The sequence below is a fragment of the Bradyrhizobium cytisi genome, assembly GCF_008123515.1.
GTDB lineage: Bacteria > Pseudomonadota > Alphaproteobacteria > Rhizobiales > Xanthobacteraceae > Bradyrhizobium > Bradyrhizobium cytisi.
This window is the reverse complement of sequence record NZ_VSSR01000142.1, coordinates 1-14,159: the sequence shown is the minus strand read 5'-3', so window position 1 is coordinate 14,159 and position 14,159 is coordinate 1. Positions and strand designations below refer to the sequence as shown.

The 14,159-nt window shown below is 59.7% G+C and carries 11 protein-coding genes and 4 pseudogenes; 5 read left to right on the top strand and 10 right to left on the bottom strand.

The genetic code is table 11. From position 1 onward, the window contains the following. Positions 1-201 precede the first annotated feature (201 nt). Entirely contained in the window at positions 202-462 is a 261-nt protein-coding gene (locus FXB38_RS45275; protein WP_148756692.1) for a helix-turn-helix domain-containing protein, read from the bottom strand. A 130-nt stretch (positions 463-592) separates the two neighbouring features. Then, positions 593-2,131: pseudogene (locus FXB38_RS45345) on the bottom strand (copper-translocating P-type ATPase); the annotation flags it as partial. 271 nt (positions 2,132-2,402) lie between these two features. Here FXB38_RS45345 and hemN point away from each other — a divergent pair. Next, positions 2,403-3,758, top strand: a complete 1,356-nt coding sequence (hemN, locus tag FXB38_RS41910) for an oxygen-independent coproporphyrinogen III oxidase (protein WP_148756691.1) — start codon at positions 2,403-2,405, stop codon at positions 3,756-3,758. A 343-nt stretch (positions 3,759-4,101) separates the two neighbouring features. Here the strand turns inward: hemN and FXB38_RS41905 are convergent, their stop codons facing one another. The 3 genes and pseudogenes from FXB38_RS41905 to FXB38_RS41895 all read right to left on the bottom strand — a co-directional run bounded on the left by FXB38_RS41905 (position 4,102) and on the right by FXB38_RS41895 (position 8,137). Next, on the bottom strand, positions 4,102-4,332 hold the full coding sequence (locus FXB38_RS41905) for a hypothetical protein (protein WP_148756690.1): 231 nt from the start codon (positions 4,330-4,332) through the stop codon (positions 4,102-4,104). A gap of 941 nt (positions 4,333-5,273) precedes the next feature. Further along, positions 5,274-6,290, bottom strand: a pseudogene (locus FXB38_RS41900) (aspartate-semialdehyde dehydrogenase); the annotation flags it as partial. A gap of 704 nt (positions 6,291-6,994) precedes the next feature. Further along, positions 6,995-8,137 (bottom strand): TlpA disulfide reductase family protein, encoded by a 1,143-nt coding sequence (locus FXB38_RS41895; protein ID WP_148756689.1) that lies wholly within the window; start codon positions 8,135-8,137, stop codon positions 6,995-6,997. A 683-nt stretch (positions 8,138-8,820) separates the two neighbouring features. Between FXB38_RS41895 and tnpB the strand changes: the two genes are divergently transcribed. Beyond that, positions 8,821-8,964 carry an IS66 family insertion sequence element accessory protein TnpB gene (gene tnpB / locus FXB38_RS41890; protein ID WP_283812833.1) on the top strand — a complete coding sequence of 48 codons (144 nt, stop codon included), beginning with the start codon at positions 8,821-8,823 and terminating at the stop codon, positions 8,962-8,964. 62 nt (positions 8,965-9,026) lie between these two features. On the opposite strand, the gene FXB38_RS41885 is transcribed toward tnpB, so the two are convergent. From FXB38_RS41885 to FXB38_RS41875, 3 genes and pseudogenes are all read right to left on the bottom strand, one after another. Then, complete coding sequence (locus FXB38_RS41885) at positions 9,027-9,779, bottom strand: 4Fe4S-binding leucine-rich repeat protein (RefSeq protein ID WP_148756687.1); 753 nt, start codon at positions 9,777-9,779, stop codon at positions 9,027-9,029. Then, positions 9,769-10,077, bottom strand: a complete 309-nt coding sequence (locus tag FXB38_RS41880) for a type 2 periplasmic-binding domain-containing protein (protein ID WP_246230630.1) — start codon at positions 10,075-10,077, stop codon at positions 9,769-9,771. Before FXB38_RS41880 ends, FXB38_RS41885 begins: the two co-directional genes overlap by 11 nt. A gap of 76 nt (positions 10,078-10,153) precedes the next feature. Continuing rightward, positions 10,154-10,535: pseudogene (locus FXB38_RS41875) on the bottom strand (ABC transporter permease); the annotation flags it as partial. A gap of 440 nt (positions 10,536-10,975) precedes the next feature. On the opposite strand from FXB38_RS41875, the gene FXB38_RS41870 reads away from it, so the two are divergent. After that, positions 10,976-11,389, top strand: a complete 414-nt coding sequence (locus tag FXB38_RS41870; RefSeq protein ID WP_148756686.1) for a transporter family protein — start codon at positions 10,976-10,978, stop codon at positions 11,387-11,389. Positions 11,390-11,401: 12 nt separating this feature from the next. Here the strand turns inward: FXB38_RS41870 and FXB38_RS41865 are convergent, their stop codons facing one another. Further along, positions 11,402-11,605: a hypothetical protein gene (locus tag FXB38_RS41865; RefSeq protein WP_148756685.1), complete on the bottom strand. Its 204-nt coding sequence runs from the start codon at positions 11,603-11,605 to the stop codon at positions 11,402-11,404. On the opposite strand from FXB38_RS41865, the gene FXB38_RS41860 reads away from it, so the two are divergent. Further along, positions 11,589-12,032 carry a hypothetical protein gene (locus tag FXB38_RS41860; RefSeq protein WP_148756684.1) on the top strand — a complete coding sequence of 148 codons (444 nt, stop codon included), beginning with the start codon at positions 11,589-11,591 and terminating at the stop codon, positions 12,030-12,032. The genes FXB38_RS41865 and FXB38_RS41860 overlap by 17 nt on opposite strands. Positions 12,033-12,217: 185 nt before the next feature. Here the strand turns inward: FXB38_RS41860 and aepX are convergent, their stop codons facing one another. Continuing rightward, positions 12,218-13,078, bottom strand: coding sequence for a phosphoenolpyruvate mutase (gene aepX / locus FXB38_RS41855; protein ID WP_148756693.1), 861 nt, complete (start codon positions 13,076-13,078; stop codon positions 12,218-12,220). Positions 13,079-13,255: 177 nt separating this feature from the next. Here aepX and FXB38_RS41850 point away from each other — a divergent pair. Then, a pseudogene (locus tag FXB38_RS41850) lies at positions 13,256-13,543 on the top strand (transposase); the annotation flags it as partial. Positions 13,544-14,159: the final 616 nt, after the last annotated feature.

The following is a 14,159-nucleotide window of genomic DNA, read 5'->3' as shown; positions in this document are numbered from 1 at the left end:
CGGACCTGCATATGATGGCGGTCGTCGCGAATTTCGCCATCAAGAAAGGCTGTCACAGTGCGGTTCCTTTATGCCCTTCTGGGAGCAATTGTCTTGCACAGAGGTGCGCTCCGCAGCAAGCGCCAATGGGCTTGGACTAGGTTCGTGCACGCGGAGGCTCCGGCCCGCCGCCGCGTCGGTGCCTCAAGAGAGATCAACAACTTAGAAGCTTGGCCCATCTTCGGCGTGATGACGAACTGTCCGTTTGGCCTGCGATTTGCTTGCCGGTGTGGCGCTGCCGGCGCAACGTCTCGATGACCTTGCACGTGGTTGGCGGCGTGGCCTGGAGGACTGATCACGCAACCCCTCCACACCTTCTGCGCGGAACCGCTTGCCCCATTTGCCGACGGTCTTCGGTGTCGTGTTGAACTGAAAGGCCGCGTCGGCGTTACTCAGCCCGCCCTGGATCACACTTTGCACCATCGCCTCTCGACGTTGGCCGTCAAAGGCGCATTCTTGTGGACGTGCATCTTGTCTATCCTTGGAACACTGAAGCTTCGCAACCTCCGCTTCCTCGGTTCAGAGCAGATGGACAATCTCCTGAAAGACAACAGATCGGCACCGCCATGACATTGTAGCCGATCGCGAGCCAGAAGTTTTGCCGCATCAGCTGCAACGCCTTGCGCGCGGCATCGATGGCCGCGACGACCGGGGCCAGCGGGCGGCCGAGGAAGACGAGATCGGCGGTGGCCTGGCTGAGATGCGCGGCCGAGATCGGCGACATCGAGACATGGGCGGCCGCCAGCGAAGGCGCATCGTTCATGCCGTCGCCGACCATCAGCACTTTCGTGCTGCATCGCTTCAGTTCCTCGATCCGCGCGATCTTGTCGGCCGGCGTGACGCCGGCGCTCCGTTCGAGCATCCCGAGCGCGTGAGCGGCCGCCCTCACCGCGGGCTCGCGATCGCCAGAGAGGACATCGATGCCGATGTTGCGCGCCTTCAATGCCCCAACCACAGCCGAAGCATCCGGACGCAGACCCTGCCCCCGCGAGAGGATGAACTTTTCGCTTCCCTTGCTGAAGGCCACGATGGATGATTCAGGGCCGAGATCGGCGCCGCTGACCAACGCCTCGGCGCCGCAGAAGGATGGCAGGCCGAGGCGAATCTCGACGCCGTCGACGATGACGCGCACGCCCTGCCCGGCCTCCTCGACCGTACCGATGATCGGCGGCTTGACGCCGGGGGCCCGCGCGACTGCGGCGGCCACCGGATGATGGCTCGAGAGCGCTAGGCGTCCGGCGAGCGCAAATACGCCGGCGGGAATATCGGCTGCATTCGTCCCGTCGAGATCCGGCAGCGTGAGCGTGCCGGTCTTGTCCAAGATGACATGATCGACTTCGGGGAGGCGCTCGATCACGTCGCCCGAATTGAGCAGCACTCCGGACTTGAATATCGTGCCCGAGGCCACTGCCTGCACGGTGGGAATGGCGAGCCCGAGCGCCCAGGGGCAGGTGATGATCAGCACAGCGACGCCGGTCACGATCGCATCGTGCCAGTCGGCGCCTGCGATGACCCAATGACGGTGAGGAGCGGTCGCATGTACCGCCGGCGCGTAGAGCCGAGAGCCGCGGTCGGCGAGCCGCCTGTAAGCGCGAACGGGCCTGGATCGCATTGTCGAGCAGCCGCGTGATCTCGGCGAGCAGCGTCGCCTCCGAGGCGGCCGAGACCCGCACCGCAGCGTGCCGGAAATATTGATCGATCCGGCATAAACCGGCGTGCCCTGCCCGGCCCTGACATACAGCGTCTCGCCGGTGATCAGGCTCTGGTCGATTTAGGAACGTCCCTCGATCACGGTGCCGTCCACCGCGTAGCGCTCGCCGCGCCGCAACAGCACGATGTCGCCGGGATGGATTGCGGCCACCGGCACCTGGGAGATCTCGTCGGGCCCGATGAACTTGGCCGCCGTCTCCGCCTTCAATGCGGCAAGATTGCCGATGACCGCGCCCGTCCGCCGCCGCATGTTCTGCTCCAGGACGCGGCCGACCAGCAGGAAGGTAAGCAGCATGATCGCCGCGTCGAAATAGGCGTGCTCGGCATGATGAATGGTCTCCACCACGGACATGCCGAGCGTCAGGATCACCCCGATCGCAAGCGCCAGCGCCTGCACAATCTCGACGCCTGATCGCTTTCACCCGGCCGACGTTTCTCCTCCGCGACTTGGCCCGCCGAACGCATTTCGGCCGGCCTTTTTTGCCGCAATCAGGCCGCGGGCCGCGTTACCGGCCAAGAGGATCAGAGCTGCCAAAACGTGGTGCCAACTGCTGCGGGCGAAGTTGAAGCCCAAAACGACCAAAGGATTGCGCCAGCGCAACGTGCCTCCTCAGCGAAGTCGGTAGACAATCCGGCAGCTGAAGGAGAAACAGATGAGATCGGATCTGGCGCAATCGTACGGTCACGACAGGCTTCCCCGCTACACAAGCTATCCGACCGCGCCGCACTTTTCGCCAGCGATCGGCGAACCTGATTACCGGATGTGGCTCGGATCCCTGCCGCCCCGCCAGCCGGCCTCGATCTATGTGCACGTTCCGTTCTGCCGGTCGATGTGCTGGTACTGCGGTTGCCACACCTCGGTCACGAAGAAAGACAACCCCATCGCAGTCTATACATCGGGCCTGCGAGCGGAGGCGCACCTAATCGCCGAAACTATCGGCCACCGCCTTCCTATCTCGCACATCCATTTCGGCGGCGGCACGCCGACGATCATGACGCCCGAGACCTTCGCCGATCTCGTCGGCGCGCTCCGCTTCTCGTATTTCGTGTTGCCCGACGCCGAAATCGCCGTGGAGATCGATCCGCGTACCCTGACCGAGCCGATCGCGGAGGGTTTGAGCTACAGCGGAGTCAATCGCGCGAGCCTGGGGGTACAGAGCTTCGATCCTGTTGTGCAGCGTGCCATCAACCGCCTGCAGACTTTCGAGCAGACCGCCACGTGCGTTGAGCGCCTGCGGCGAGCCGGCGTCGGCCGGCTCAACTTCAATCTTATCTACGGTCTGCCGCTTCAGACCACGCAATCGTGCCTAGACACGGTCGCCAAATGCATCGAACTCCGCCCGGATCGCTTGTGGGTGTTCGGTTACGCGCATATGCCCTCCTTCAAGAAGCATCAGCGCAAGATCGACGAACACGCCCTGCCCCAGACAGTCGAGCGTCATCTTCAGTCGGAATTGATTGCGGAAGCCCTGGTCGACGCGGGCTACGTGCGCATTGGTTTCGACCACTTCGCCCTACCCCGCGACAATCTTGCCGCGGCGAAGCGCGAGGGGCGGCTGCGTCGGAACTTCCAGGGTTACACCGACGAGACCGCCGAAACCCTCATCGGGCTAGGGGCAAGCGCTATCGGGAGGATGCCGCAGGGATTCGCACAGAATGTCGTGTTAACCCGTGATTACCTGGCGCGCATCGCCGAGGACCGGCCCGCCACCCTCAATGGGTATGCCTTCACGGGTGACGATCGCTTCCGAGCAGATCTGATCGAGCGACTGATGTGCGACATGGCCCTCGACCTGTCGAAGATCGCTCGGTCGCATGGCCGCGATCCGAAGTCGGCCATCGTCGATCGCTCGCGGCTCGATAGCCTCATTGCAGACGGCGCAGTGACCATGGACGGCGACGAGCGACTGTTCGTCAGGAAAGGCGCCGAGTTTCTCGTCAGGACCGTAGCCTCCGCATTCGATGCTCATCTGGCGCAGTCCGTCGCGACTCACAGCCGCACAGTATGAGGCTCCTGGAGCTGCCACACCAAAGTGTGATGAGATTAGGTTAGATTGCCGCAGTTACCGGCGGCTGTTGAGCGAGCTGCGAGGTCGATCGGCTACCGTCGGCCTCGACTAACCGGTCCAGTTTCTTGAGCGTCTCGGAACGATCACGGAGCGTGGCGGATATGTCCTTCCGTTTCATGACCTCTAATGGAGCCGGGTAGGCGGCGTAGGCTTCCTTCAAGAAGACAAGATCGAGCAGGCGATTTTGCGGCTCGACACCCGCAAAAGCTACGATCTCACCTTCGAGTCAGGCGTCGTGTCCCCTTTCGCGCTTGCGGATACCGCCATAGCAAACGACATGGTCCTAGCCGGCGAATTCGAAGCTAAACGAAAGATACAGATCACCGATCGTCCGATCGATGCCCGTTTGGAGAACATGCTCAATGAGGAGCACCTGTCCATACGCTATTGCTGACTTGTCCCAACTTTCGTCCAGTTCTGAGTTCGCCCCGGGCGCTCCATGCACCGGCAGGCAAAAATACTCGGCGTCGATACCAGCCGCCACCACGGACAGCAGCTCAGTCAGTTCATCCATCGCAATCCAACTCCAAAGTCGGCCGCATGCCACGCCGACGGTCCCCGACCGGAAGCATAGCCAACGGTCGTACAGCCATCTGCACGAAGTAAAATTGACCGGTGCACGAGATCAAGCCGAAGCCGCTTCGGCAAATCGACCTACTTTGAGCATTTTATAAGCGATGCTGCGGTCAGGTTTGTCTTCCTCGAGCCGAGTGGCCGGACCAAATGTCACGCCAGTCATCATGCCGCCTCCTTGCCTGGTCGAAGAGATTTTGGACAGCATTGGATGGGAACTAGCTGTGATGCGCGATCTGTGGCCTTCCGCGCCGGCGCAACGCACGAGCTTGGGGAATTCAACCGCGACTTGCCGAGCAAAGAAAGAACGCTGCGCGCACGCATTCCAGTGGTCGGAAAGCAGCAGACTCAGAGAAAAGCTATTGGTCTGACCCGTGGATAAGTCTTGGCATTGACACTGAGAACGCGGGCCGCACCCAGCGGATCTTCGCGTAAACATTCGGCTGCGCTCGCTCCAATGTTGCTATTAACAAGCAGTGCTGTCGCGGCACTCGCAAGGAGCACGGCCGGGTTGCGCAGAGTCCGCCGCAAAGGCTGTCTCAATGCTTGGTTGCAAGTATGGCCAGCAAGGTACTACCATCCGTGTCGGCGGCCGGTGCTCGGGCCGGAGTAACTCACAGCAGCGCTTCGCTTGGTTGTGCCCCCGGATCACTAGCCTGCCCGAGCAACGGGCCACTGCTCTTGGCGACCTTCGCAATAATTGGCTCGTTAAATGTTGCGTTTTCCGGGGCATCGTCCTCAGGTGGTTGCACCATTTCCTGCAACTTGCCCCCGCCGCGGGGCTTAAATTCGCTGCGCGAGCACCTTGTTTGGCGCAAGTTCGACCAAGGAGGCATTGCCTGGATCGGAAAAGGAACAGATCTCCGCATGAGCGGCCGTTTCGACAAGCTCTGCGATCTGCACCGCGTTGAGCGCCGCGCCCTTGAGCAGCTGATCGGCCGCCACGAACATCGAGATCGAATGCCCTGAGGGATCGCTGAGGTCCTTGCGGACGCGGCCGACCAGGACGTCGTCCTGGCCCGAGGCGTCGATCGGCATCGGAAAGTAGTTGTTCACGCGATCGTCGACGACCTTGACGCCCGGGGCCTGCGCCATGATGGCGCGAACCTGGTCCTCGCTGATCGGCTTCTCGCATTCAAAGGTGATGGCCTCGCAATGGGCGCGAAGCACCGGCACACGCACGCAGGTGACGCCGATCGCGATGGACTCGTCCTCGAAGATCTTGCGGGTCTCCTTGATGACCTTGGTCTCTTCGTCGTTGTAGCCGGTCTCGGGGTCGACCGCGGTGTTGTGGTTGAAGAGGTTGAAGGCGTAGGGGTGCGGCATCACCTTGGGCGTATAGACCTGCCCGTTGAGATTGGCGCGGGTGGACTCGACAAGTTCGTCCATCGCCGCGGCGCCTGCGCCGCTGGCCGCCTGGTAGGTCGCGATAATCACGCGCTTGATGCGGTTCTTCTGGTGGATCGGCCACAGCGGCACCAGTGCGGTGATCGCGGCACAGTTCGGATTGGCGATGATGCCCTTGTGATCGCGGATGCGGCTCGCGTTGATCTCGGGGATCACCAGGAGCACGTTCGTATCCATGCGAAACGCGGAGGAGTTGTCGACCACGACAGCGCCGGCCTTGACCGCGAGCGGGGCATACTTCTTCGAGATGCTGCCGCCGGCGGAGAACAGGGCGATGTCGACGCCGTCGAAGGCGCGCTCGGTCAGCTCCTCGATGACGACATCCTTGCCGCGGAACGACACCGTCTTGCCGGCCGAACGGGCGCTGGCGAGCGCCTTGAGCTTACTGATGCGAAAGCCGCGCTTGTCCATGGTGGCGATGAATTCGGCGCCCACCGCACCGGTGACGCCGACAATCGCGACGACGGGATCGTTACTCACATTCTCCCCCATTCCGTTGAATGACAGACAACAAAAAAGCCCCGGACCCTTTTGGGCGGGGCTTCGGTAGAGCTTGATGCGTTTAGTCGACGACTATGCGCGCACGCCTCCCCGGGCCCCGAAGGCCGTGGTGGTTTTGGTCGTGCGTTTCGTGGTCGTGAACATGGCGGCGAGTTATGCGGTACAGTTGTCGCAAAACTTGATGTTGAAGAGCCACGGATTAATGGTTTGAAGCATTCGAGATCGGACATTCTCAAGTCGCCTTCAGCATTGTCTGAACCCGGCCACCTCCTTTTTTAAGGGACAACAAGTTCTGTTCAGGTCTATCGTAGCTCAATAGAGCATTGGAGCAACGTCTGCGGCGGCGCAACCGGAAGAAGACTGTCAGATCGAACCTCGATCCTGCTTGCATTTAAGTTCTTCGAAGGGGGGCCGTTTGTGCTGGCAAGGCGACCATAACTGCGTGGGTCATGCTCGATGTGAGTAGCCGATTGATAGTTTCGAGCTACAAAATCGAGCATGTATAACTGCCAGCGGCCTCCCTTGAATACAAGCAGTAACCAGACACCCAGCAAAGACGGGCCGCAGGGCGTCGCATCACTCGTTGTAGGCTAGGTTTTCCTTGTGACCTGCGTGTCGTGAATGATTCTGCTGGTCGCGAGCGCTTCGAAGGCGCTTACATAGCCCCGATCGTGCATCTTCGATTAACATCCCCTTCATGTCGCCTCCTTACGGCTGCATTTTGGAGCTCCAGGAGACTTTTCCTGCGAGATCGAACAAGACCCACCGCAACAAACCTTCTCGCCCCTGTAGGTGGCCAAGGTTTGGAGCAACTGCGGCATATAACCCTTTTTCATAGCGTCCGACACTTTCGGATCGTCTAGCCATGTCATTGCCCGCTCGATCAGCTCGATCGCGCGTTGCTTGTCACCACTCTCGTGGTAATACTGAGCGAGCCCCCCATAAGAATAGAAGTCGAGGCCAGCGCTGGCTTGCCCAGGATTGAGGATATGTTCCGACACATCCCTGCCGATCGCAAAGCGCTCCGCACGCGGAAGGTAGGCCCTATCGTTCTCCGGATCAAAGAGTTGCCTCATCACGATATTCAGCCCACATACAGCCTCTAACCGTTTCTCAATCGCATCTCGAACCAGTTGGCGTAAGACCTGGAAGCCGGTCGCCGTGTCGCGCATTTTGTGAAGCAACAGATCCGCATGAATCTCGCGGAACTCGAGATTGTCCGGCATCGCGGCAATGCCCTCTTCGACCGCTGAGAGCGCTGTCGGCCAATCCTTTGCTTCCATCGCCGCTTGAATTGTCTCAAGGATTGAGAATTCGCGCGCCTCGCGTTGGCCTGCCGCAATCCGTTTCGCATCAGCGGCTTTAGCTTGATCGCTGCTGCGCCAAGTGCCGTTAATAATTTTCGGCAAGACGTCGTCGATGTCGATCGGATGACCGATAAAGGCAATGTGGCCGTCGCGGTCGACGACGAATGATGTCGGAACCCCACCAGAAGAGCTGGCATCCATCCAAAGCTTGTTCATTTCGCCGGTACTATCGAACCCGATTCGATAGTTCAGATTTGACAACTTTTCAGTCAACCATGCGTCCAACTTGGCGCGAGCCTGATCCGCCGTTGGTGCTTCTTCACTAGCTGCGACTGCGACGACCTCAAGCCCCTCGTCTTTGTATTTTGCTTGCAGCTCTATCAGATGGGGCATCGCCTCCACACACGGGTCGCACCAACTTGCCCAAAATTCGACGATGTACAATTTCCCTGGCTCGAAGTTCGTGAGGGGCTCGCCACGCAGCCAGTTCTCGACTTTGAGCGAAGGAGCCGGGGACGCCAAGCATAGCATGATGATTTTCTTCCAATGTTACTGTTGCGCGACCTTGTCGGTTCACCTTAGTTAGCAATCACCGTGCCAGGCTGTCCGCGCGCACTAAGCACATGACAAAGCTTTGAAAAACATCCACACGCCCAGTAAGGTCCCCTGTAGGTAGCCTGACATTGCTTTGCGTCGGCGTCGGATTTCGGGCACGCATCGCCCCCTTCGTGCCGCAGATCGTGATGCGAATGCGCATCCGTGAGCCGCGCTGCGCCAGTAGGGAGGCGCGCGAGAATCCGGATGGTGCCCGCTGACCGACAAATTCCAGGCGTCCGGTCATGGGCAACAGCGGTCAGCATCGGATACGGCACTATCTTTCCGAACCGAGCCAGCAAAGTTGCTGTTCGGCGCGGTCCAGATGACCGCGGAAGCCGATGATCTCGTGCTCGAGCTGCTCCGTCGGAATCGCAAGCACGAAAACTGGTGCCAGCCTTGCTTGGACATAGGAAACCAACTCTACCTCGCCAGAGCGGCGCAGTTACTCTTGTCGCCGTGTTGGGCTCCCACAGCGTGCAAGGTCGAATCATCGAGATCGAGCTTGGCGGCGGCTGTCGCGTTCGCGTTGACCGTGACGGGGACGTTGAGGCGCTGCAGTGAGTTCTTGAGCTGCTGCGACGACGATGATCCCGATTCCGAGCGGCGTTAGGGTTTGAATCGCCGCTAGCCAAACCGACATGCATCCCGGCATGCAAAGCCTGGCTCTTGCAGTTCAGGAGATTCTGAAGCGCGATCCGCACGCTGGCGATCTCTACATCATCCGGGGACGTCGCGGCGATCTGGTCAAGATCTCGGCATGACGCAATAGGCATATCGCGGCAAGTTCATCTGGCCGTCGGCGTCGGCCGGCGCGGTATCGATCTCAGCGGCGGTCTCCTGCAATCCGCGAGCTCACGACTTCGCGCACGAGACTATGCGGGTCATGGACGAGGCTAAAGATCTGAGTCACTGGTGCACGGCTTGCGACCTCGTGGCGGATGCGCCAGTCAGGATCATGCTGCAGCAGCGACACAAGCTGCACAGATAGCCGTCGGGCTATCTCTAGTCTTACCGACGCGTCACGATCGTTGATCATGCGGAGCAAACATTCATCTGGAATGCGCCGTGCCACAACACGGCGGACCTCGGCTTCCTCGTCGTCCACCATTCGGGGGAGCAGCAAAGGCTCGATCCGACTCGCGACGACAAGGCGAACATAGTAGTATTCGTCTGAGGCCATGGGCAGCAATTCTTCACCGTCGAACAGGGTTGCCAACTGCTTCCGCAGCTCGGGATTCGGATGCTTCCGTAGTTGCAACGCGTAGCGTTTCGGCAGGCGAAGAATCGCATTCCATTGCACTTTTTCATTGGGATCATAGATCAGCGGCGGCAGCAAAAAAACATTGGCAGACTTCGCCGCGATTGCCCTTACCTCAAAATGCGGATGGCTGAGATAGCCGTCGGCGAGATCCGGATTCCACTCGAAGAACCTCTCGATACTGGGGGGACAACGGTCGTTGACGCAGGCGTGCTTGAGCCGACATCCACCGGTTTCGCTCAGTGCGAGATGCACGCACGTTTCGCAGTCAAGCCGGTTGCCCTCCCAGTCAAGAGCCTTGTCGATATTACCAACCATTGTCCGGCCCACATAGGTCAGGCACGCGCAGCAACGACTTGGGTCCAAATTCTGTCGGAGGTAGCGAGCTCCAGACGTTTTCGGAGTGCCAGCCCTGCGCCTGCATCTGAATGGTGTGATCGTAGAAGCCGACCGTCCCGTCGATCGAGCCGCCGACCAGCGCCTGCAAAGCCTTTGAGCCACCGGCCTGGAAGTACTCGACGGTAACGTCAAGACCATCGTCCCTAAACGACCCAAGCTTCACGTCAAGCTCGAGAGGCATATAGTTGAGGATCTGTGACCCCACGGCGATCTTCATTTTAATCTTCTCCGGCTCCGCAGCCTCCGCCGAAATGACCGAGAAAGCCGCTAGCGCCATGACCAGCATCAGTCGTGTGAAAAGGCGCGGGCCGCCAGACCATGGGCCGCTTTTCGGCGCGGTCGACCGATGGCGTCGAGGACAACAACAAAGGCGGAGAGAACGATGATTCCAGCAGATGCCCTGGCCGCATTGAGGACGCCCTCGGTTTGCGCAATCAAGTGCCCCAATCCTGCGGACGAGCCGAGATACTCCGCAACCACCGCCCCCATAAAGGCCATGCCGACGGACACCCGCAGGCTCGACGGAATCCAGGCGGTGGCGGACGGCAGGTAGACGTGGCGCAGCAGGAAAGATTTGGAGGCGCGCAGCAGGCGGGCATTCGCCAGCACGACCGGATTGACCGCGCGCGCCCCCTGAAAAGTGTTGAAGAATGCGACGAAGAGAACCAGCGTCACCAGCCAGGAGAGACAAGACTGTCTCTAGCCGAATGGCCTGCACCGCTTGGGAGAAGCACAAATATAGTGGCCCCCAAAACACTACTCCAGATCGCATCAAAGACCCCCTTACAATCGGGCGCTCCCAATTGTCGCCACACAGCAAACCGTCAGGACGGACCAGACACTAGCTTGCGACTCAACCTTTACCGTTGCTGTCGCATGGACTTCTTGATCTCGATCAAGCTGGGTAAGAGAACCGGACTTACGTAGAACAGCCGCGCCGACACAGATCGTCTGAATACGTTGGGCGCTTGAATCTATTATCCGTTCTATGCACGGGCTGCGGCCATAAAGTATATGTCCGCAGCCCTTCTACCGCTCTCGGCATGTTGTGCCGTGCTGATCTGATGTTGATCGTACCTACCTAAACGTCCGCGACGCCGGTATTGGGCGGCGAGTTGTCGCAGCCCTCGCCAGTATCTACGGCAGGAACTTCGGCCAGCATCGCAGGAACGCTGATCGCTATGGCTGGGCGCTCGTGGTCACGCGCAAAGGATTTCTGGAAGACGCGCCACCTTGTACGGGAATCTCTATCCCACGTTGAAACTGAAGTGGAACGTCAACAGCCATACGGTCTACGCCGCCGCGATATTTCTGTCGGCGACACTAACCGGAACGAGCTCACCAACACGGGAATCGACCATGGAGCCGATCTCGGCGGCGGCTACCCCCTCGACCGGTCTGGAATTTTAGGGCGTCGGCGGCTTGATGCACAAGCGAAGAACCCCGTTAAACAATATGAAAGCGGCATCGATTTCCATCTGGACTTGGGCGTGTCGCAGTTCCTTTCGAAGCAAGTGATCGTCGGCTAGCCTATCGGCAAATTACCGTGCAATTTCGGTCAATCGGCCGGTCTCGGCGGCTTTCGCTCGGGCGTGCGCGGTGTCCGTCCGCAGGTGCAGCAGAGCATCCATGTCCTCAGAGAGCCGCGCACCGTTGAGGATCAGCTTCTCCAGTTGATCAGCGCGAAGAAGGTCTACGGCCAATATAACCACAGCATCAAACAATTGGGTGGGCGTATCGATCAACCAGTTCTTCAACGATCCGAACGCATTTCTCGATGGCCTGATCGAACATGGCTACATCGTACCGGGCCATCCTGACGGAAGCCGCTTCTTCAAACTGCTCGAGTTCGGCGGCGCCATATTCCGTGTATTCTCCGAGTCGGAGATCAAGTTGTGGCACGACTGGGTCAAGGATGAAGCACCATCTTTGAAGCGGCGAGACCGGCAGAGGCCCAAATCCCTGGACGAACGCCGCCTCGATGAGGCATGCCGAACAAGATTCAATTTCGTCGAGCAGATCGCGGGCGAGCGTCTTGGTAGACTACGGCAAACCGCCTCACCGCGGCAAATGTCGCTTGTGGTTGCTGTTGCGGTGTGGAGTCTACCGGCTTTCTTGAAGAGGAAGACGGATCACACCGTCCGCGTTGGCGCTTCTTCAAGAGAGAAATGAGCTCGTAGATCTGCAGCATGTTCAGATCAGCCGCGCAAGAGCTGTCGCGCCCCTCTATGGTGCATCATTTTGGGAGGGAACGCCTGTGTTTCGCCGAAGAATGCGGTGGAGCGTGACAGTAAGGCGGCCGATTGCATGGCGGTGGTCCTTCGAGAACGAGTTTGTTGCGTGTGAGGTCATTGCCCTCAGTCAGGAGGGTGAAGATAGCGCGCTTCCGCGCGGGCAAGTTCGTCATATCTCAACAGTTCGAAGACCTCGTCGAGCGTCGCAATATTGGGCTCGATACCGGCAACGCCTTCTTCAGCAATGATACGACGGCAGATCTGCCGCATTGCCGCTATTGCAGCTCGCACGGAGTGGTTGGCCCAGATCACTGTTGAGATGCGGGCATTACGATACGCAGAGACCGGTGTTCGATAGTATGTCGTTGGCACAATCACAACGGGCAATCGGCTTTGCCAGGCGCGAGTGAAGGAAAGAACCTCATCCGCGGTGCTCTTTCGCGAGTGAATGAGGATCGCATCGGCACCCGCGTCCGCGTAGGCGTGTGCTCGCAAAATTGCGTCATCCATTCCATGTCCCGCGATCAACGCCTCGATCCGGGCCACGAGAACCAAGTCTCCTGCGACTGTATCCTTAACTGCCCGCAGACGGCCGGAGAATTCGTCGATATCGGCGAGGGGATGACGATCGCCAATAAGCGAGTTCATCTTCGGAAAGCAGCTGTCCTCCAGCGCGACGCCTGCAGCGCCTCGTTGACGGAGCTTGCGGGCGAGGAGGCGTGCATTGTTGAAATTCCCGAAGCCGCCATCGCCGTCAACCAGAACAGGCAGTTTGGTCGAGTCCACGATCCGCTCGACTGCATCGACAAGTTGGCTCCATGACGCTTCGTTGACATCACGACAGCCGAGAGAGCAGGCAATTGAAAGACCCGACGCCCAGAGACCTTTGAACCCTGCGCGCTCGGCGATCGCAGCGGAGAGGCCGTCATGGGCTTCCATGAGGACGGAGAGTTCAAGATTGGAGCAAACCCGTGCACGCAGCATTTCTGCGGGCGAGGATGCGGTGCATCGATCAGGACCGTTGGCGAGTACAGATTGTGGTTGATGTTTCATGCCGAATACCCCAGGAGCGACGGTTGAGCAGCCCGACTGAGCAGCCCAACCTTCATTCGGCAAACAGTGACCCTTTTCTGACATCTAGATCAATTAGCAGGCTTGATAGTTGACGGGGCGCTCGCCCGTCCGGTCGAGGGCGACTGGCCCTCTCTGTGGATCGACGCCACCTACGTGAAGGTGCGCCAACAGGGGCGCATTGTCTCGGTCGCGGGGATCGTCGCGATCGGCGTACAGTGATGGCCAGCGCGAAGTTCCCGGCATGGATGTCGGCCCGTCCGGGGATGGCGTTCCTGCGCAGGCTCGCCAGGCGGGGTCTGCGCGGCGTCAAGCTGGTGAATCTCGGCCGCCCACGAGGGCATCAAGGCCGCCGCCGCCAAGGTGCTGAAGGCCACGTGACAGCGCTGCCGGGTGGAGGTCATTGAAAAAGTTCGCGCAGACTGATTCCGTTTTCGGAGGAGCGCGACATGCTGGGGCGGAAGGAACGGCATCGTGAGATCAAGGGCCAGGTTTGCTGGCGGCTTCGCAGGAGGACAGGGTCTCGTCCTACCAGGCCGGCATGACGCTCCTGCATTGAGGCGCTCTCGACCCGTTCGGCAGAATGAGGTTTGTATCAGCAAAATGTACGGGTGTGACCTCTATCCTGAGTATGTGACCTCGCCGCCATAGGTCGTGACAGACGGTACGGCACAACGCGCCGCGCCAAAGCCTTCTCTCGACGCGTGGCTCTGCTGCGCATTTGCTCCCGAATCATCCGGGCTCCCAAATGCGCGCAAAATCGGAGGCCTTGGCGCGCTTCGTGCAGCCGCAAAACCGCGCGCAGGATTGCAAGATAAACGATGCAGGGCGTGAACTCGATCTGCGCATTGACCTTCCAGCTGCGTTCTTCAGTGTTCGCCAGTGATCATCTGGGCTTAGCCACAAATTCTGCGCATCGATAGCGAGACGCAACAGATGTGCGACCCGGTCAACTACTAATCCTCGTAATTGATCTAGGGTCCAGACTCAATTG